The following is a 17,739-nucleotide window of genomic DNA, read 5'->3' as shown; positions in this document are numbered from 1 at the left end:
TCGAACGGTACGTTGTACGTGCGCTTGTCCCCTAAATCAGTCTTTTTCGCGTTGGTGATCGCCGGGCTGCCGTTCGCCGGGGTGGCCGGCTGGGCCCTGGGGGCTCCCGCCGGACGGCCGGCCGCGCTCGGAGCCCAGACCGGGCTCGGCGACCCCCGCGGTGAGGGCGGTATCGGCTCCGCGCCGATCGGGGCCACCTCGGACGGCGGCGCCGGATCCGCCACCGGAGGCGCCGGGCCCCGGGTCACCGCCGACCCGGGTCAGCCGGCGGCCACCCCCTCCGGCGGGCCGACGGTCGTCGTGACGACGGTGACGGTCATCCGCCCCGCCGATCCGGAGACCACCAGGAGCACCCGGCCGCCGCGGCTCACCGAACCGCCGGTGCCGACACCGACCCGGATCACCGACCCGCCCGGCCCGACCGACATCCCGGACGACCCGACCTCCACCACGGAGCCGGGCATCCCGGAGCCGTCCGACTTCTTCGAGGAGGAGGTCCGGTACCGCTCGTACCAGGGCCCGGGCTGGTGGCGGTTCGTCAGATCGGGCCGCTACCCGGTCGGCTGAGCCCCGGACCGGCGCGCCCGGCCCTGCGGATCTGGCGTCCGGGCTCTAAGCTCCCGGGACGTGAGTGGTGATCTGAGCCGGCCGGTGTCGGCGTTCCGTGAGTTCGTCTCGGGCGCCGGGTTGCTCGGCCGCGGGCTGGGCCTGGTGCTGAGCAGTCCACGACTGCTGCTGATCGGGCTGGTGCCCGCGCTGATCTCCGGGATCCTCTACACGATCGCGCTGGTCATGCTGATCCGCTACCTGCCGGACCTGGCCGCGCTGGTCACCTGGTTCGCCGACGACTGGGCCGAGTGGGTGCGCGGGCTCATGCGGGTGCTCGGCGGCCTGACCGTGCTCGGCTCCGGTGTCCTGCTGTCGGTGCTCACCTTCACCGCGGTGACGCTGCTGATCGGCGACCCGTTCTACGAGAAGATCTCCGAGCTGGTCGAGGACCGGTTCGGTGGCGTCCCGGAGGCGGTCGACATCAGTTTCGGGGAGTCGCTGCGGCGCAGCCTCGTCGACTCGCTCAAACTCATCGGCATCTCGATCCTGGTCGGCATCCCGCTGTTCCTGCTCGGCCTGATCCCGGTGATCGGGCAGACGGCGATTCCGGTGCTGGCCGCCGCGGTCGGCGGCTGGCTGCTGGCCCTGGAGCTGACCGGTGTGCCGTTCCAGCGCCGTGGCCGGCGCCTGCGTCACCGCCGGGTGGTCCTGGCCACGCGCAAGCCCCTGACCCTGGGCTTCGGGGTGGCGGTCTTCCTGACCTTCCTGATCCCGCTGGGCGCGGTCTTCCTGATGCCCGCCGCGATCGCCGGCGCGACCCTGCTGGCCCGCAAGGCGCTGGGCCGTCCGATCGAGATCACCAACACCGCCCCGCTGTAGACCCTGTGCGCGGACCACCCGGCCACGGTCTGCCACACCGTACTCAGGAGCGTCGTCGTGGACATCGCACTGCTCGAAGGCGACATCACCGTGCAGCGGGTCGACGTGATCGTCAACGCGGCCAACTCCTCGCTGCTCGGCGGCGGTGGGGTGGACGGCGCGATCCATCGCAAGGGTGGGCCGGAGATCCTGGCGGACACCCGGCGGCTGCGGGCCGCGAAGTACGGCCGGGGGCTCCCGGTCGGCCAGGCCGTCGCGACCACCGCCGGGCGGCTGCCCGCACGATGGGTGGTGCACACGGTCGGGCCGGTGTTCAGCGCCGGTGAGGACCGTTCCGAGCTGCTGCGATCCTGCTACGCGAACTCGCTGCGGGTGGCCGACGAGCTGGGCGCGGAGTCGATCGCGTTCCCGTTGATCTCGGCCGGGATCTACCGGTGGCCGGTGGCTGACGCGGTCCGGCAGGCCCTCGGCGTGATCCGGGCCGCCGAGCCTCGGCATCTGCGCACGGCGACACTGGTCCTGTTCGGTGCCGACACCGCGGCCACGGCCCGCGAGGCCGCCGCGCAATAACAGCGGCCGGGAGACCACCGCAGCCGGGAACCAACAGCGGCCGGGAGACGACAGCGGCCGGGGAACAACAGCGGCCAGGAGACAACGGTGGCCGTGGGGTAACGGTGACCCCCGCTATCGGCCCGGCGGTCGCGGGGATGCCCGGACCGGCGCCCGCCTCGCGTGACGGGACGGGACCGTTTGGTGTGGCGTACCAAAAAAGGTCCGAGATTCTTCGGCGCGGACCATGCGAGAGGTGGGGGCGGACCTAGGCCGAAGCCCGGATGATCAGTGACGTGGGGAGGACGATCGCGGGTTCGATGTCCGGCTCGTCGGCGATCAGGCGGAGCATCTGGCGGGCCATCGTGCGACCGGCCTCGGCGATCGGCTGGCGGACCGTGGTGAGCGGCGGATCGCTGTAACGGCTGATGTCGAAGTCGTCGAAACCGATCACCGCGACGTCCTCGGGAACCCGGCGACCGGCCGCACGCAGTGCCTGCAGCGCGCCGTGGGCCATCAGGTCGGAGGCGGCGAAGACGGCGTCCAGCTCCGGATCCCGGTCGAGCAGCTCCCGCATGGCGGTGACGCCGGAGTCGCGGGTGAAGTCGCCGGCGGCGATCGCGGTGGGCAGACCGGCCGCGCGCATGGCGTCGGTGTAACCGGTGAGACGGGCCAGCCCGGCCACCATGTCCTGCGGGCCGGCGATGGTGGCGATCCGACGGCGACCGTTACTGATCAGGTGGTCGATGGCCGCGGCCACCCCACCGGCGTGGTCGACGTCCACGTAGGGAACCGGCGGCGAGGCGGCCATCGGGCGGCCGGAGCAGATCACCGGGATGCCACGGCGGGCCAGCAGGCCGGGCAGCGGGTCGGCGCCGTGGATGGAGGCGAACATGACGCCGTCGACGTGGCCGGCCACCGCGTACCGTTCGACGCGCTGGTAGCCGGCCGCCGACCCGGCCATCATCAGGACCAGTTGCTTGTCGGCGGCCTCCAGCTCGGAGCCGACCCCGCGGATGATCGCCGGGAAGAACAGGTCGTCGGAGAAGACCCGGTTCGCGGTCTCCGGCAGGATCAGCGCGATCGAGTCGGTCTGCCTGGTGACCAGGCTCCGGGCCGCCTGGTTCGGCACGTAGCCGAGCTCCTCGACGGCCCGGTTGACCGCTTCCCGGATGGTCGCGGCGACGGTCGTGGAGCCGTTGACGACGCGGGACACCGTGGCCCGGGAGACCCCGGCCCGCTGGGCAACCGCTTCCAGAGTCGGTCGTTCCCGCGTCGTCACCACCTGCCCCCTATGCGAGACCGTTGCGCTTGATCACCTCGCGGTACCACTTCGCGCTGTCCTTGAGCACACGCTCCTGCGTCGTGTAGTCGACGTGCACCATACCGAAGCGCTTTCGGTATCCCTCGGCCCATTCGAAGTTGTCCATCAACGACCAGGCGAAGTATCCGCGCAGATCCACCCCGGCCGCCAGGGCGTCGAGGCAGGCGCGCAGGTGGCCGTCGACGTAGTCGATGCGGTCCTGGTCGTGGACGCCCTCCGGGTAGGCCGCCCCGTTCTCGGTGATCATCAGCGGGGTGCCGGGGTAGTCCCGGTGCATGCGGGTGAGCAGGCGGGTCAGCGAGGCCGGCTCGATCTGCCAGCCGATGTCGGTGACCGGGCCGACCGGCTTGCGGAAGGCGATGCCCTCGCTGCCGGGGTAGTCCAGGGCGCCGGGCTGGCCGGGCTTCGCCGACACGTACGACGGGGTGTAGAAGTTGATCCCCAGCACGTCGATCGGCTGGTGGATGATCTCGGTGTCGCCGTCCTCGATGAAGGACAGGTCGGTGATCCGGGAGATGTGCTCCAGGACGTCGGCCGGGTATTCACCGCGCAGCAGCGGGTCGAAGAAGATCCGGTTGGCGACGCCGTCGATGATGTTCGCGGCGGCCACGTCGGCGGCATTGGTGGGGTCCAGCGGGGAGACCTCGCACGGGTTCAGCGTGACGCTGATGTTGCGGGCGCCGGCCGCGCGCAGGCGCTGGGTGGCCAGGCCGTGCGCCAGGTTGAGGTGGTGCACGGCGGCGAGCGATCCGGCCGGGTCCTGCTTGCCGGGGGCGTGCACGCCGTTGCCGTAACCGAGGTAGGCGCTGCACCACGGCTCGTTCAGCGTGGTCCAGGTGGCGACCCGGTCACCGAGCCGCCGGTACACCACCTCGGCGTAGTCGGCGAACGCGAACGCGGTCTCCCGTGCCGTCCAGCCGCCGCGGTCTTCCAGGGTCTGCGGCAGGTCCCAGTGGTAGAGCGTGACCACCGGGTCGATGCCCTTGCCGAGCAGCTCGTCGGTGAGCCGGTCGTAGAAGTCCAGCCCGCGGGTGTTCACCGGGCCGGTGCCGTCGGGGCGGATCCGCGGCCAGGCGACGGAGAACCGGTACGCGGCGAGGCCGAGGTCGGCCATCAGCGCGACGTCCTCGGCATAGCGGTGGTAGTGGTCGCACGCGACGTCGCCGGTGTGGCCGCCGAACACCTTGCCCGGGGTGCGGCTGAAGGTGTCCCAGATGGACGGGCCGCGGCCGTCCTCCCGAGCGGCGCCCTCGATCTGGTACGAGGCCGTGGCCGCACCCCAGACGAAGCCTTCGGGGAATCCGGTCCCCGCGGCTGCCGGCTGCGCCGACGTGGACGTGACGGTTGCCGTCATGTCTTCTCCGCTCTTGATGATCCGCAGTACTTAACCGGTTCATCTTACGGCTTGGCGTCGGTGTGACAACGGCGCTCGGTGTGAACTGTCAGCCTGTTCGCAGTGCTTGAAAGAGCCGGGGATCCCCGGTGAGCGCCAGCTGGTCGGGTGCTTTGCGGCCCATCAGCGCCAGCTGGAGGTCGCTCACACTGCCGGTGACCTTGGCCCGCGCGTGGTGATCGTCGCTGTCCAGGAGGGTGTCGGTGTCCAGCAGCGCGATCCCGGCGCCGCGCAGGCGGACGAACCACTCCTGCCCGGCGTCCGCCCCGACCAGGTGCACCACCCCGTGCAGATCGGTCGGGCCGTTGCGCCGGCCGGCCGGCAGCCAGGTGTCCAGGATCTCGCTGACACCGTCGGTGGCCAGCTTGGTCTCGATCGGGACGGCCCGGCCGGCGGCGGACTCGGCGTCCCACCGGTGCACCGACATCTCGTGGGCGACCCGGCGGTCCCAGAAGCCGGCCCGTTTCGGCTGGGGCGCCCAGTTCCACGCCGGGAAGTCCGGGTCCAGGGCCTCCAGCGTCTCGATCGTGCCGGTCACCTCGCGGCGCAGCAGGTCGAGCGTCTCGGTCCAGCCCTCGCGCGGCAGGGTCGCCATCGGCTCCGGCCGGTCGGTGACCCCGCGGGCGACCAGCCCGCGCACCCACTGCAGCGTCTCGGTGACGTGCTGGGCGAGGTCGGCGACGGTCCACTCGGGGACACCGGGAACCGCCGAATCGGGCCCGCTCTCGGCAACGGCGTCCCAGAACGCCGGGCCGTCGGCGCGCAGTGCCGCCAACCAGAAATCCTTCGTCGCGTGCAACCTCATCGCAGTCGTCTCCCCGCTCAGCCGGACCGCCGGTCAACCCTCGCCCACTGGGACACCTCGTCTCAAGAGCCCCTAGGGTTGTGGTGTGACTGATACCCCTTCGGCACCGGAGAGATTCCTGGCGTCCTACACGACGCTACGCCTCGGCGGGCCCGCCGGCACAGTGACCACGGCGGTCCATACGGACGAGGCGGTCGAGACGGTGCGTGCGGCCGCCGCGGCCGGGCGCCCACTGCTGATCCTCGCCGGTGGCAGCAACCTGGTCGTCGGTGACGAGGGTTTCGCGGGCGAGGTGCTCCTGCTGCGCACCCGTGGCATCGAGACGGTCGGCGAAGATCAGGACAGTTTTCTGGTACGGGTGGCGGCCGGCGAGCCGTGGGACGACTTCGTCGCGACCACGATCGAGAACGGGTGGTCCGGGGTCGAGTGCCTGTCCGGGATCCCCGGTGCGGCCGGTTCCACCCCGATCCAGAACGTGGGGGCGTACGGGCAGGAGGTCGCGCACACCATCGAGGCGGTGCACGCCTACGACCGGGTCGCCGGGCAGAGCCTGGTGATGACCCCCGAGCAGTGCGGTTTCGGCTACCGCTCCAGCGTGTTCAAGCACAACGACCGCTATCTGGTGACCGCCGTCGACTTCCGGCTGGGCCGGTCCGGCGACTCCGCCCCGATCCGGTACGCGGAGCTGGCCCGCACCCTCGGCGCCGAGGCCGGTGACCGGGTGCCGCTGCGCCAGGCCCGGGACACCGTGCTGAAACTGCGGGCCGGCAAGGGCATGGTGCTCGACCCGGAGGACCGGGACACCTGGTCGGTGGGTTCCTTCTTCACCAACCCGGTCGTGCCGGCGGAGTTCTTCGCGACTCTCGGCGAGATGCCGCACTGGCCGGGCGCGGACGGCACGGTCAAGATCCCGGCGGCCTGGCTGATCGAGAACGCGGGGTTCCCCAAGGGCTTCGCCGGCGCCGGGGTGGCGATCTCCGGCAAGCACACGCTCGCGCTGACCAACCGGGGTTCCGGGACCACGGCCGCGCTGCTGGACCTGGCCCGGGTCATCCGGGACGGAGTTCGCGACCGCTTCGGCGTCGAGCTGCACCCCGAGCCGGTGCTGGTCAACTGCGAGCTGTGAGCTAATCCCAGCCGAAGACCTGGGTGTAATAAGGGGTGCCGTCGGCGGCGAAGGTCACGCCGGCACCCATCGCCCGCGCCTCGCAGTTGAGGATGTTGCGCCGGTGGGCCCGGCTCTTCATCCAGGCCCGGACCACGTCACCGGCGCTGCGGTAACCCCAGGCGATGTTCTCCCCGGCCGGCCGTCGATAGCCGGCGTCCTCGCTGCGGTCGGTGAACGTCGACCCGTTGCGCCAGACATGACTGAACAGCCTGGTTCGCGCCATGTAGTCGCTCTGCCGCAGTGACGCGGTCACCAGGTGGTCGTCGATGACGAGCGCCGGGCACCCGGCCGCCGTGCGTTCCTGGTTGGTCAGGTGGACCACCTGCTGCATCACCGCACGGGCCCGGTCCACCGGTGGCGCGTCCTCTGCCGAAGCCGGGCTTCCGGCGACCAGCAGGGTCGGCGCCACCGCCAGCGCGGCGACATGTCTTACCAGCACAGGGCCTCCCAGATGGCGAATCCGGGCACGGATCGGCCCGTCCCGGTTATCGCACCCCGTTGTGCGCGACGTGTCACTTCTTTCGCTGAACGGACGAAACGTCGTGCGGCTGGATGTCAGTCTGAGGGGCTGCCCACGGGGATGCCCGGTAAGCGTGGGAACGGGCTGTCCGGGCGGATCCTCGCGGACCGGCTCGCACACCCCCGCCCGGCGCTAGGCTGTGACTGTCCGCATATAGGCGGTCACATCACGCTATGGGGTGTGTTCACGCCACGGATTTTTCCCGCCCGCCATCGCGCGGGTGGTGCCATCCGCGTGCCCGGAGGACTCCTGTTGTCCGTACGGGGCACGAGCGCGGGTCGGGGGCAGGGGGAGCTGAGGATGAGTCGCCTACTCGTGGTCGAGGACGACCCGGATATCGCACTCGCGCTGAGATTGCTGTTCAGCCGGGCTGGTTACGAGGTGGCACACGCCGCCGACGGCCGATCCGGGTTGAAGGAGGCGTACGCCGAGCATCCCGATCTGGTGGTGCTCGACGTCGGACTGCCGGAGATGGACGGCTGGCAGGTGCTGGAACGGCTGCGTGACGTCTCGGACGTCCCGGTACTGGTCCTCACCGCGCACGGCCAGGAGGCGGAGAAGGTGCGCGGCCTGCGGGGCGGCGCCGACGACTACCTGACCAAGCCGTTCGCCAACAACGAACTGCTGGCCCGGGTGGAGGCGCTGTTGCGGCGGTCCTCCAGCGGACAGAACAACTGGGCCAGCCAGGTCTACGACGACGGCCTCGTGCACCTCGACCCGACCAAGCGCCGGGTCTACGTCAAGGGTGAGGAGAAACGTCTCACCCCGACCGAGTTCCGCCTGCTCAACGCACTGGTCCGGCACGCCGGCGCGGTCCTCTCGCCGAACCAGCTGCTGACCCAGGCCTGGGACGACCCGACCGGCATCGGCCAGGAGCGGGTCAAGTTCGCGGTACTGCGGCTGCGGCGCAAGCTCGGCTGGTCCGATCCGGACGAATCACCGATCGAATCGGTGCGCGGATTCGGTTATCGCTATCGCCGGCCCGGCGGGGAGTCCTGAAACCGGGTGAGTCTTCTCAGTTGGCGCGCCCTTGGACCGATGAGGGCAGTGAAGCCGAGCAGGAGGTAGCAAGCAGTGGAAGACATGGGCGAGATCGTCGGCGAATTCCTCATGGAGAGCCACGAGAACCTGGACCAGATCGACCGGGATCTCGTCAGCCTCGAACAGGAGCCGGGCTCTCGCGATCTGATCTCCCGCATCTTCCGGGCGATCCACACCATCAAGGGCACCAGTGGTTTCCTCGCGTTCTCGCGGCTGGAGAAGCTGGCCCACGCCGGTGAGTCCCTGCTCTCCCGCCTCCGCGACGGCGTTCAGCCGGTCACGCCGGACACCATCACCGTACTGCTGCTCTGTATCGACGGCGTCCGGGCGATCCTCTCCTCCATCGAGGAGAACGGGTCCGAGGCCGAGGTCGACATCGAGACGATGATCGTCAAGATCCAGGCGCAGATGAACGCACCGACGGACGGTGCTCCGGCCGCCGCTCCGGCGCCCGCCCCGAACCCGGCCTTCGAGGCCGAGGAGCCGGTGAGCGTCGAGCAGGAGGCCGAAGCCGTGGTCCGGCCGGCCCCCGAGCCGGTCGAGGAGCAGCGTCAGCCGCTCGGCCAGATGCTCGTCGACGCCGGCGCGGCCGAGTCCACCGACGTCGCCTCGGCACTGCAGCAGCAGATCGAGGGCGACGAGCGCAAACTCGGCACGATCCTGCTGGAGGAGGGCAAGACCCAGCCGGCCGCGGTCAACGAGGCACTCCAGTCGCAGACGCCGAAACGGAGCATCGCGGACAGCGCGATCCGGGTCGACGTCGAGCTGCTGGACACCCTGCTGAACATGGTCGGTGAGCTGGTACTGGCCCGGAACCAGCTGGTCCGCGGCGTGATGGAGATCGGTGACTCCGGTCTGGTCCGCAGCGCCCAGCGGCTCGGCATGATCACCAGTGAGCTGCAAGAGGGCATCATGAAGACCCGCATGCAGCCCATCGAGCACATCTGGTCCAAGCTGCCCCGCGTCGTCCGGGACCTGAGCAACTCGCTCGGCAAACAGGTCCAGCTGGTGATGCAGGGCAAGGAGACCGAACTCGACCGCAGCCTGCTGGAAGCGGTCAAGGACCCGCTGACCCACCTGGTCCGCAACGCCGTCGACCACGGCATCGAGGACCCGGACAAGCGGACCGCCGCGGGCAAGGGCACCGAGGGCACGCTGACCCTGCGCGCCTACCACGAGGGCGGGCACGTCGCGGTCGAGGTGGCCGACGACGGCGCCGGCCTGAACATCGAACGGATCGCGCAGAAGGCCGTGGAGAAGGGTCTGCTCCGGCCGGAGCAGGTGCCGAACATGGACCGCCGCGACATCATGGCGATGGTCTTCCAGCCCGGCTTCTCCACCGCCGCCAAGGTCACCAACGTCTCCGGCCGCGGTGTCGGCATGGACGTGGTGAAGACCAACATCGAGAACATCGGTGGCGCGGTCAGCGTCGACTCGACACCCGGCGAGGGCACGGTCTGGCGGCTCACCATCCCGCTGACCCTGGCGATCATCCAGGCGCTCACCGTCGACTGCGCCGACCAGCGGTACGTCGTACCGCAGGTGGCGGTGCTGGAGCTGGTCTTCATCGACGGCAACACCACCAAGGTCGAGTACGCCTCCGGAGCGCCGGTCTACCGGTTGCGCGGCAAACTGCTCCCGCTGGTGCGCCTGGACCGGGCCCTCGGCCTGGAGGTCGGCGGCGACCAGGGGGTCTACATCATGGTGCTGCAGGCCGACGGCAGGCGGTTCGGCCTGGTCGTGGACCGGGTGCTGAACACCGAAGAAGTCGTGGTCAAGGCCCTCAACACCAGATTCAAGGACATCGGCCTGTACGCCGGGGCGACGATCCTCGGTGACGGCAAGGTGGGTCTGATCCTGGACGTCTCGTCGCTGGCCCGGCGTTCGCACCTGGCCGTCGACTCGGAGCGGGAGAACGTCGTCGACAAGCGCGGCAGCGGCTCCGGCAGCACCGAACGTCTGCTGGTCACCGCGGTCGGCGAGCGCCGGGTGGCGATCCCGCTGGACACGGTCACGCGACTGGAGGAGTTCCCGCGCGACCGGATCGAGCACGCCGGCTCCCGCGAGGTGGTCCAGTACCGCGGGCAGATCCTGCCGCTGGTACGGCTGTCGCACCTGCTCGGGGCGTACGGCGAGGAACTCGAGGGCGACACCGTGTCGGTGGTCGTCTACAGCGAGGGCGGGAAGAGCGTGGCACTGGTGGTCGACCGGATCGTGGACATCGCCGAGAACTCGACGACCGCCCGCCGCGACGCGGAGGAGGACGGCCTGGTCGGCACGGCGGTGATCCAGCAACGGGTCACCGAGCTGCTCGACGTGCGCCGGGCGATCCTCGCCGCGGACCCGAACTTCTACAGCGATTCCATGGACGACATGCTGGTGGAGGCCTGACATGGCGAGTCGTCAGTTCGCCACCTTCGAGGTGGACGGCCAGCTCTTCGGCGTCGAGGTGCACACGGTCCAGGAGGTGCTCTCGTACAACGAGTACACCCCGGTGCCGCTCGCCCCGCAGGCCGTCGGTGGCCTGTTCAACCTGCGCGGGCAGGTGATCGCCGCGGTGGACCTGCGGGTGCAGCTCGGGCTGCCCCGGCAGGCCCTGAAGGGCCCGGTCATGAACGTCATCCTGCGCGGTGACGGCGAGCCGGTGTCCCTGCTGGTCGACAAGATCGGCGAGGTGGTCGATCTGGACGACGAGAGGTTCGAGCCGCCGCCGGACACGCTGAGCGGCCCGACCAGGGAACTCGTGGTGGGCACGTTCAAGCTGGACGGGCGGTTGATGCTGGCTCTCGACGTCATTCAGGCCGTCGACACATACCGCGCCACCAACTGATGTACAGCCTGGTCAGCGCACCCGTGCTGGGCTTCGACCTGACCCGCCTGGACGGCGGGCCGGCCGTGGCCGAGGTGCTGCTGCGCGCCCTGCGCCTGCAGAGCGACGACCTGCCGGTTCTCGCCGGGCGGCTGCCCGACGAGAACGCCCGGGGACCGCTGTGGGTCGAGGTGGAGAGCGCCGCCCGGCGGATGCCGACCCTCAAGGGGATGTCGAAGGACGACCCGGCCGGCAACCTCGCCCTCGTCGAACGCGCGCCGATCGGTTCGGTCGACTCGTTGCTGACCTGCCTGCGCTACGACGTGATGTCCTGGACCTGGGCCGGGACCGGCCGGGACGCCCGGCAGAGCGAGGACGCGGCCGCCGCGACCGCCCTGCTCTGTGACGCCGCGGTCGCCAGCTACCTGCGTGAGGTGCTGGACGAGGACACCCGGCGCCGGCTCGGCGCCGGGTGGGTGTCGGCGGTGCGCAAACTGCCGGCCGGCGCCCCGATCGACCTGGGCCCGCACCACTACACCGTGTCGGCGCTGCTCGACCGGCTCCGGACGCTGCGGACCGAGGACCGGGAACGGGTCTCGACCGCGGCCGACGACGCCCGGCGCAACACCGCCGGATGGTCGCCCGCCGTGCACTCGGCGTCGTGGGCGGCGTACCTCTCGGACCGGGTACGGACCGCTGCCGCCGCACAGATGTTGCTCGTGCAAGCGGTGGACACGGCCGGGATTCCACTGGCAGACCGTGCCGGCGGCGTCTGGAACATGCTCAGCGGTGCCGTCCAGGCGCTGGTGGTGCGTGACCTCCTGGACACCGCCACGGCTCACCGGCTGCTCGCACCGGTGGTCGCGGCGCTCGGCCCGGCCTGGCTCGGCTGAAGGGATTGGTCGCATGATCTCGGTACTCGTCGTCGACGATTCCGTCGTGGTTCGTCGGCTGATCGTCGACGCCCTCGGCGAGATCGCGGGCATCCAGGTCGTCGGCACCGCCTCGAACGGCCTGCTCGCCCAGGCGAAGATCGATCAGCTCAAACCCGACGTCATCACGATGGATATCGAGATGCCCGAGATGAACGGTATCGAAGCCGTTCGTGAGCTGCGAAAACGGCACAACACCCCAGTGATCATGTTCAGTACCCTCTCCGCGGCGGGCGCCTCGTCCACCCTGGAGGCGCTCTCCGCCGGCGCCACCGACTACGTGACCAAACCGAGCAACGTCGGGTCGGTCAAGGAGTCCATCGCGGCGGTGCGGGAGCAACTCGTACCGAAGATCCAGGCTCTCGGCGGGCGGCGCCGGGGCCCGGCCGGACCGCCCAGCCGCGGCCCCGCACCCACCGGTGCTCTCCGGCCTCCGCCCCCGTCCTTCCGGGCCGGCGGCCCACCCGCGCCACCGTCCCCGGCGTCCCGCCCGCAGTCGGCGGGTCCTCCGGCCCGGCCCGGCGCACCCGGCCGCCGCGCCCCCGGTGGCCGGATCGACCTGCTGGCCATCGGCTCGTCCACCGGCGGGCCGGACGCACTCACCAAGGTGCTGCTCGGCCTGCCCCGGGACCTGCCGGTGCCGATCGTCATCACCCAGCACATGCCGCCGGTCTTCACCAAGATGTTCGCCGAGCGGCTGGACCGCAGCATCGCGTTGAAAGTGGTGGAGGCGGGCCAGGGCATGGAACTCACCGCAGGAACGGTCTACATCGCCCCGGGCGATCGCCACCTGGTCTTCCAGAAACGTGGAACCGCGACGATGACACAGCTCAGCAGTGCGCCACAGGAGAACTCGTGCCGCCCGGCCGTGGACGTGATGTTCCGGTCGGTGGCGGCGCTCTACGGCGGGTCGGCGTTCGCCGCCATCCTCACCGGCATGGGCCACGACGGCCGCAACGGCGCCAAGATCATGCGGGATGCCGGTTCCGAGGTGCTGGCCCAGGACGAGGCGACCTCGGTGGTCTGGGGCATGCCCGGCGCGGTGGTCACGGCCGGCCTGGCCGACGAGATCGTGCCGCTCGACAAGATCGCGGGCGCCCTGCTCAACCGGGTCCGGGTCGGACGTTCACCGGCGGTGGCCCGATGACCCTGTCGCAAGCGGAGTTCACCTACGTCTCGAATCTGGTGCGCAAAGAAGCGTCGATCGTCCTCGCGCCGGGCAAGGAGTACCTGGTCGAGGCCCGGCTCATCCCGGTCGCCCGGGCGGTCGGCGCGGCAACCGTCAACGTGTTCATCGCCGATCTGCAGAAGCGCCCCAACCCGGCCCACCAGCGGAAGATCATCGACGCTCTCACCACCAACGAGACGTCCTTCTTCCGGGACCGCGAGCCGTTCGCCGCGCTCACCGACGTGGTCCTGCCCGAGTTGATCAAGTCCCGGGCGTCGCAGCGCAAGCTCCGGTTCTGGTCGGCGGCCAGCTCCAGCGGCCAGGAGGCGTACAGCCTGGCCATCACGTTGCAGGAGGCGCTGCCGGCCGGGTGGACCTACGAGATCCAGGGCACCGACATCTCCACCACCATGGTCGAGCGCGCGCAGAAGGCCGAGTACAGCCAGGTCGAGGTCAACCGCGGACTGGCGGCGACCCAGCTGGTGCAGTACTTCGAACGGGCCGGCGCGCACTGGCGGATCATCCCGGCCCTGCGCCGCAACGTCTCCTTCAAGCACATGAGCCTGACCGCGCCGTTCCCCCCGATGCAGCCGTTCGACGTGATCTTCCTGCGCAATGTCCTCATCTACTTCGACGTGGCCACGAAGCGGCAGGTGCTGCAGCAAGCCGCTCGGATCCTGCGCCCGGACGGCCTGCTCTTCCTCGGAGCGGCCGAGACCACGATCGGGATCGACGACAACTACGAACGGGTGGCAGCCGGCCGCACCAGTGCATACCGGACTCGTACCGCGGCGCCCACCGGCGCCGTGAGAAGGGGATGACGCCGATGCGCGCCATGGTGATCGACGACTCGCGCGCGATGCGCATGATCCTCAAACGCATCGTCACGAAGCTCAACTTCGAGGCAGTGGAGGCGGGGGACGGCAAGGAGGCGATGGACCTCCTGGCAGACATGACCGCGGTGCCGGAGCTGGCTCTCATCGACTGGAACATGCCCAACATGAACGGGCTCGAGTTCGTGACGAAGGTCCGCGCCGACCCACGGCTGCGGGAGATGACGCTCGTCATGGTGACCACCGAGAGCGAACAGAGCCAGATCGTCCGGGCGCTCGCCGCGGGCGCCCACGAATACGTGATCAAGCCCTTCACCGAAGGCGCGATGATCGAAAAGCTGGCCCTGCTGGGCCTCGTCCCGACCGGAGCGAACTCATGAGTGTCGAAGTCGAGGTCGACCAAAGCGACCTCGCCGAGATGGTGGAACAGGTATGGGAGTCGTACCTGGATCCGGAGGGCGTCAGTCCCCTGGTCCAGACGTACGACGAGGACCAGCCGTCCGAGGTGCACTCCTCGGTCTCGATCACCGGGTCCTGGACCGGGCACGTCCTCTACGCGTCCTCCCTCGCCGCGGCACGCCGGGCCGCGGCGGCCTTCCTCGCGATGGAACTCGAGGAGGTCAGTGAGGAGGACGTCTCCGACACGCTCGGGGAACTGGCGAACATCGTCGGTGGCCAGGTCAAGGCGATGTTGCCGCCGGGAGCACAGTTGTCGCTCCCGCAGGTGGTGCTCGCGCCGGAGGCTTCGGCGCGATTCCCGAACACCCAGCGGATCAGCGGTGTGTACGGGCTGTGGGAAGGCGAACCGGTGTCCATATCGATGTGGCAGAGCAGCAGCGACAACAAGGAGGAGGGTGCATGAAGATCCTGATCGCCGATGACAGCCGGGTGATGCGGCAGATCGTCGTCCGGACCCTGCGACAGGCCGGGTTCGGTGACCACGATCTGATCGAGGCCGCGGACGGCAAAGAGGCGTACGAGAAGACGCTCGAGGAGAAGCCGGACCTGGTGATCTCGGACTGGAACATGCCGCACATGACCGGCATCGAGGTGCTGCGCCAGCTTCGTGCCGCGGGCAACAACGTCAAGTTCGGATTCGTGACCTCGGAGTCGACTCCGGAGATGAAGGACGCCGCCGACGGTGCCGGCTCCGCGTTCTTCATCGTCAAACCCTTCACAGCTGAGCGATTCGATGAAGTGTTCGCTCCTATTTTGGGATGATTAAGACATGTCAGACGTCTCGGTTCTTCCCGGCTCTCTAGCCGTACGCAACCTGTTCGAGGATCTTCTCGGACGTGAGGTGACAGTCAGTCCCGGTGATCCCATCGCCGCGCCTGAGGTGCCCACCTCGACCGTCGCGATCTTCGTCGACGCGGGTCAGAAGATCTACGCGGTCATGGCCATGGAACTGTCCCTGGCCGCCAACGCGGGCGCCGCTCTCGGTCTGCTCCCGGCGGGCGCCGCCGAGGACAGCATCGACGAGAAGCAGCTCTTCCCGAACCTGGCGGAGAACGTCTTCGAGTTGTGCAACGTCTTCACCAGCCTCCTCAACAAGGAGGGATCACCGCACCTCAAGCTCCACCAGGTGATCTACCCGAACCAGGAGCTGCCCGGCGACGCCCGTGCGGTCCTGCTCGCCCTCGGCCGCCGGCTCGACCTGACGGTCGAGGTCAACCGGTACGGCAAGGGGAAGCTCAGCCTGTCTCTCGCGCCCTGAGTGGGCGTACACAACTGAATATCTCTCGTTGCGGGCCCACCTTTCTTTCCGGAAGGTGGGCCCGCAAGTTCTTGGGCTAAGTAAATTCGGGGTCGGGCCGAAGCTTAGATTGAGCCTGCTAGGACTGGAGAAGTCGATGACCTCACCTACGTCCGGACCCACCGGCGCCGATCCGGCCAAAGCGGCGGCGATAGCCGCCGCACAGGCCGGTGAGAAGCGAAGCAAATCGCTGGCCGACAAGGACACCTTCATGAAGCTCCTGGTCGCCCAGCTGAAATATCAGGACCCCACGAAGCCTGCCGACTCGACCGCGTTCATGGCGCAGACCGCCCAGTTCACGCAGGTCGAGAAGCTGGAAGACCTGGTCAGCATGATGCAGTCGCAGCGGATGATCGGTGCCAGCTCGCTCGTCGGGAAATCGGTCACGTACCAGGACGACACCGGTGCCTCACAGACCGGCGTGATCACAGCGGCAAAGCTGAACGGAGACAGCGAACCGACCCTCAGGATCGGGAACATGGATGTGCAGCTGTCCAAGGTCACGGAGATCACCACAACTGATTCCAAGACCTCCTGAGTTGTTCTTTCCTAGAGCTAAGGATCGCTTTAAATGCTGCGTTCTCTCTACTCCGGTATCAGTGGTCTCAACGCGCACCAGAAGATGATCGACGTCACCGGTAACAACATCGCCAACGTCAACACCACCGGTTTCAAGGCGTCCTCGGTGCAGTTCAACGACACGCTCAGCCAGGTGATGGGCGCGGGCGGCGCCCCGCAGGACGGCCAGGCCGGCACCAACCCGGCCGGGGTCGGTCTCGGTGTCCGGGTCGCCGGCATCACCCAGAACTTCAGCCAGGGCTCGGCGCAGACCACCGGCAAGTCCGGGGACATGATGGTCCAGGGTGACGGTTTCTTCATCACCCGCAGCGGCAACGAGAACATCTACACCCGGGCCGGCTCGTTCTTCTTCGACGCGAACGGCACCCTGGCCACCGCGACCGGTGAGCCGGTGCAGGGCTGGACCGCGGGCGAGGACGGCAAGGTCAACACCTCGTCGAAGCCGGGCGACATCCGGATGCCGCTGGGCGCGACGATCCCGCCGAAGGCGACCACGGTGTGCACGCTCAAGGGCAACCTGAGCAGTGACGCCACCCCGGACATGAACTTCCCGACCAACACCGGGACGAACTACAAGACCACCATCCCGATCAAGGTCTTCGACTCGCAGGGGCAGACGCACACCGTCACCGCCGAGTTCAGCCGGACCGCGTTCGACAACACCAGCGGCGCCACCAACTCGACCTGGGGTGTCAAGCTGCTCGGCGAGGACGGCAACGAGATCACCCCGGCCGGCACGCTCTCCATGAAGGACGGCAAGGCCGACCCCAGCATGGTCGACGACGTGACGAAGAAGGCGACGATGACGCTCGGCCCGTACACGGTCGACGTCACCGACATCACCTCGTACTCGGGCAACACCGACGCGCGGGTGTTCGGCACCGACGGCCAGACCGCCGGGGCCCTGACCTCGCTCTCCTACACCGTCTCGGACACCGGCGAGCTGGTCGGTGTCTTCTCCAACGGTCTGAAGCAGACGCTCGGCCAGGTCGCGCTGGCGACCTTCAAGAACGTCAACGGCCTGGAGAAGATCGGCAACTCGGGGTACCGGACCACGGTCAACTCCGGGTACGCCCAGGTCGGTCAGCCGGGCAGCGCCGGCATGGGGTCGGTGATGTCCGGAGCGCTGGAGATGTCGAACGTCGACCTGGCCCAGGAATTCACCAACCTGGTGGTCGCCCAGCGCGGTTTCCAGGCCAACTCCCGCATCATCACCACCTCCGACGAGATCCTCCAAGAGCTGGTCAGCATGAAGCGCTGATCCTCGAACTGAACCACGGCGGCCGGAACGGGCACTGAAGTGCCCGACCGGCCGTCGCTTTTTGTCTGAGATGTCGCAATGTTCGCACCTGTATGGCGACCGCTTCGATCTCATCGGATACCCGAAGTCGGCCGAAGTACCAAGTGACGGGCCACGGACGGCCCCACCAGTCA

At 69.1% G+C, this 17,739-nt stretch carries 20 protein-coding genes; 16 read left to right on the top strand and 4 right to left on the bottom strand.

The genetic code is table 11. From position 1 onward, the window contains the following. The first annotated feature begins 51 nt into the window (after positions 1 to 51). The 3 genes from Aco03nite_RS19190 to Aco03nite_RS19180 are packed head-to-tail and all read left to right on the top strand — an operon-like array spanning position 52 to position 1,998. Positions 52 to 567 (top strand): hypothetical protein, encoded by a 516-nt coding sequence (locus tag Aco03nite_RS19190; protein ID WP_203796738.1) that lies wholly within the window; start codon positions 52 to 54, stop codon positions 565 to 567. A gap of 60 nt (positions 568 to 627) precedes the next feature. Next, entirely contained in the window at positions 628 to 1,428 is an 801-nt protein-coding gene (locus Aco03nite_RS19185; protein ID WP_239145274.1) for an EI24 domain-containing protein, read from the top strand. A 57-nt stretch (positions 1,429 to 1,485) separates the two neighbouring features. After that, entirely contained in the window at positions 1,486 to 1,998 is a 513-nt protein-coding gene (locus Aco03nite_RS19180; RefSeq protein ID WP_203796737.1) for an O-acetyl-ADP-ribose deacetylase, read from the top strand. Positions 1,999 to 2,245: 247 nt separating this feature from the next. Here the strand turns inward: Aco03nite_RS19180 and Aco03nite_RS19175 are convergent, their stop codons facing one another. The 3 genes from Aco03nite_RS19175 to Aco03nite_RS19165 all read right to left on the bottom strand — a co-directional run bounded on the left by Aco03nite_RS19175 (position 2,246) and on the right by Aco03nite_RS19165 (position 5,499). Further along, positions 2,246 to 3,259 (bottom strand): LacI family DNA-binding transcriptional regulator, encoded by a 1,014-nt coding sequence (locus Aco03nite_RS19175; RefSeq protein ID WP_203796736.1) that lies wholly within the window; start codon positions 3,257 to 3,259, stop codon positions 2,246 to 2,248. Positions 3,260 to 3,269: 10 nt separating this feature from the next. Further along, positions 3,270 to 4,655: a GH1 family beta-glucosidase gene (locus tag Aco03nite_RS19170; RefSeq protein WP_203796735.1), complete on the bottom strand. Its 1,386-nt coding sequence runs from the start codon at positions 4,653 to 4,655 to the stop codon at positions 3,270 to 3,272. A gap of 88 nt (positions 4,656 to 4,743) precedes the next feature. Beyond that, on the bottom strand, positions 4,744 to 5,499 hold the full coding sequence (locus Aco03nite_RS19165) for a maleylpyruvate isomerase family mycothiol-dependent enzyme (RefSeq protein WP_203796734.1): 756 nt from the start codon (positions 5,497 to 5,499) through the stop codon (positions 4,744 to 4,746). 85 nt (positions 5,500 to 5,584) lie between these two features. On the opposite strand from Aco03nite_RS19165, the gene Aco03nite_RS19160 reads away from it, so the two are divergent. Continuing rightward, positions 5,585 to 6,625: a UDP-N-acetylmuramate dehydrogenase gene (locus Aco03nite_RS19160; protein WP_373872608.1), complete on the top strand. Its 1,041-nt coding sequence runs from the start codon at positions 5,585 to 5,587 to the stop codon at positions 6,623 to 6,625. Position 6,626: 1 nt separating this feature from the next. Here Aco03nite_RS19160 and Aco03nite_RS19155 read toward each other — a convergent pair whose 3' ends face one another. Then, on the bottom strand, positions 6,627 to 7,106 hold the full coding sequence (locus Aco03nite_RS19155; protein WP_239145273.1) for a CAP domain-containing protein: 480 nt from the start codon (positions 7,104 to 7,106) through the stop codon (positions 6,627 to 6,629). Between the two features lie 381 nt (positions 7,107 to 7,487). On the opposite strand from Aco03nite_RS19155, the gene Aco03nite_RS19150 reads away from it, so the two are divergent. The 12 genes from Aco03nite_RS19150 (at position 7,488) to Aco03nite_RS19095 (ending at position 17,566) form a co-directional block, all read left to right on the top strand. Beyond that, positions 7,488 to 8,186 (top strand): response regulator transcription factor, encoded by a 699-nt coding sequence (locus Aco03nite_RS19150; RefSeq protein ID WP_203796733.1) that lies wholly within the window; start codon positions 7,488 to 7,490, stop codon positions 8,184 to 8,186. An 84-nt stretch (positions 8,187 to 8,270) separates the two neighbouring features. Then, positions 8,271 to 10,619: a chemotaxis protein CheA gene (locus tag Aco03nite_RS19145; protein ID WP_239145272.1), complete on the top strand. Its 2,349-nt coding sequence runs from the start codon at positions 8,271 to 8,273 to the stop codon at positions 10,617 to 10,619. A gap of 1 nt (position 10,620) precedes the next feature. Continuing rightward, complete coding sequence (locus Aco03nite_RS19140; RefSeq protein ID WP_203796731.1) at positions 10,621 to 11,058, top strand: chemotaxis protein CheW; 438 nt, start codon at positions 10,621 to 10,623, stop codon at positions 11,056 to 11,058. Continuing rightward, positions 11,058 to 11,930: a hypothetical protein gene (locus tag Aco03nite_RS19135; RefSeq protein WP_203796730.1), complete on the top strand. Its 873-nt coding sequence runs from the start codon at positions 11,058 to 11,060 to the stop codon at positions 11,928 to 11,930. The genes Aco03nite_RS19140 and Aco03nite_RS19135 overlap by 1 nt, the downstream gene beginning before the upstream one ends. A 13-nt stretch (positions 11,931 to 11,943) precedes the next feature. Further along, entirely contained in the window at positions 11,944 to 13,116 is a 1,173-nt protein-coding gene (locus Aco03nite_RS19130) for a protein-glutamate methylesterase/protein-glutamine glutaminase (RefSeq protein WP_203796729.1), read from the top strand. Beyond that, positions 13,113 to 13,958, top strand: a complete 846-nt coding sequence (locus Aco03nite_RS19125; RefSeq protein WP_203796728.1) for a CheR family methyltransferase — start codon at positions 13,113 to 13,115, stop codon at positions 13,956 to 13,958. The genes Aco03nite_RS19130 and Aco03nite_RS19125 overlap by 4 nt, the downstream gene beginning before the upstream one ends. Positions 13,959 to 13,963: 5 nt before the next feature. Further along, positions 13,964 to 14,350 (top strand): response regulator, encoded by a 387-nt coding sequence (locus tag Aco03nite_RS19120; RefSeq protein ID WP_239145271.1) that lies wholly within the window; start codon positions 13,964 to 13,966, stop codon positions 14,348 to 14,350. Then, positions 14,347 to 14,832 (top strand): chemotaxis protein CheX, encoded by a 486-nt coding sequence (locus Aco03nite_RS19115; protein ID WP_203796726.1) that lies wholly within the window; start codon positions 14,347 to 14,349, stop codon positions 14,830 to 14,832. Before Aco03nite_RS19120 ends, Aco03nite_RS19115 begins: the two co-directional genes overlap by 4 nt. After that, a complete protein-coding gene (locus Aco03nite_RS19110) occupies positions 14,829 to 15,191 on the top strand; it encodes a response regulator (RefSeq protein ID WP_203796725.1) in 363 nt (120 codons plus the stop codon). Before Aco03nite_RS19115 ends, Aco03nite_RS19110 begins: the two co-directional genes overlap by 4 nt. A gap of 7 nt (positions 15,192 to 15,198) precedes the next feature. Then, a complete protein-coding gene (locus Aco03nite_RS19105) occupies positions 15,199 to 15,687 on the top strand; it encodes a hypothetical protein (protein WP_203796724.1) in 489 nt (162 codons plus the stop codon). Between the two features lie 136 nt (positions 15,688 to 15,823). Continuing rightward, positions 15,824 to 16,264, top strand: coding sequence for a flagellar hook assembly protein FlgD (locus tag Aco03nite_RS19100; RefSeq protein ID WP_203796723.1), 441 nt, complete (start codon positions 15,824 to 15,826; stop codon positions 16,262 to 16,264). A gap of 33 nt (positions 16,265 to 16,297) precedes the next feature. Then, entirely contained in the window at positions 16,298 to 17,566 is a 1,269-nt protein-coding gene (locus tag Aco03nite_RS19095; RefSeq protein ID WP_203796722.1) for a flagellar hook protein FlgE, read from the top strand. Positions 17,567 to 17,739: the final 173 nt, after the last annotated feature.

The sequence above is a fragment of the Actinoplanes couchii genome (assembly GCF_016862075.1).
Taxonomy (GTDB): Bacteria; Actinomycetota; Actinomycetes; order Mycobacteriales; family Micromonosporaceae; genus Actinoplanes; species Actinoplanes couchii.
This window is presented reverse-complemented; position numbering and strand designations above follow the sequence as displayed.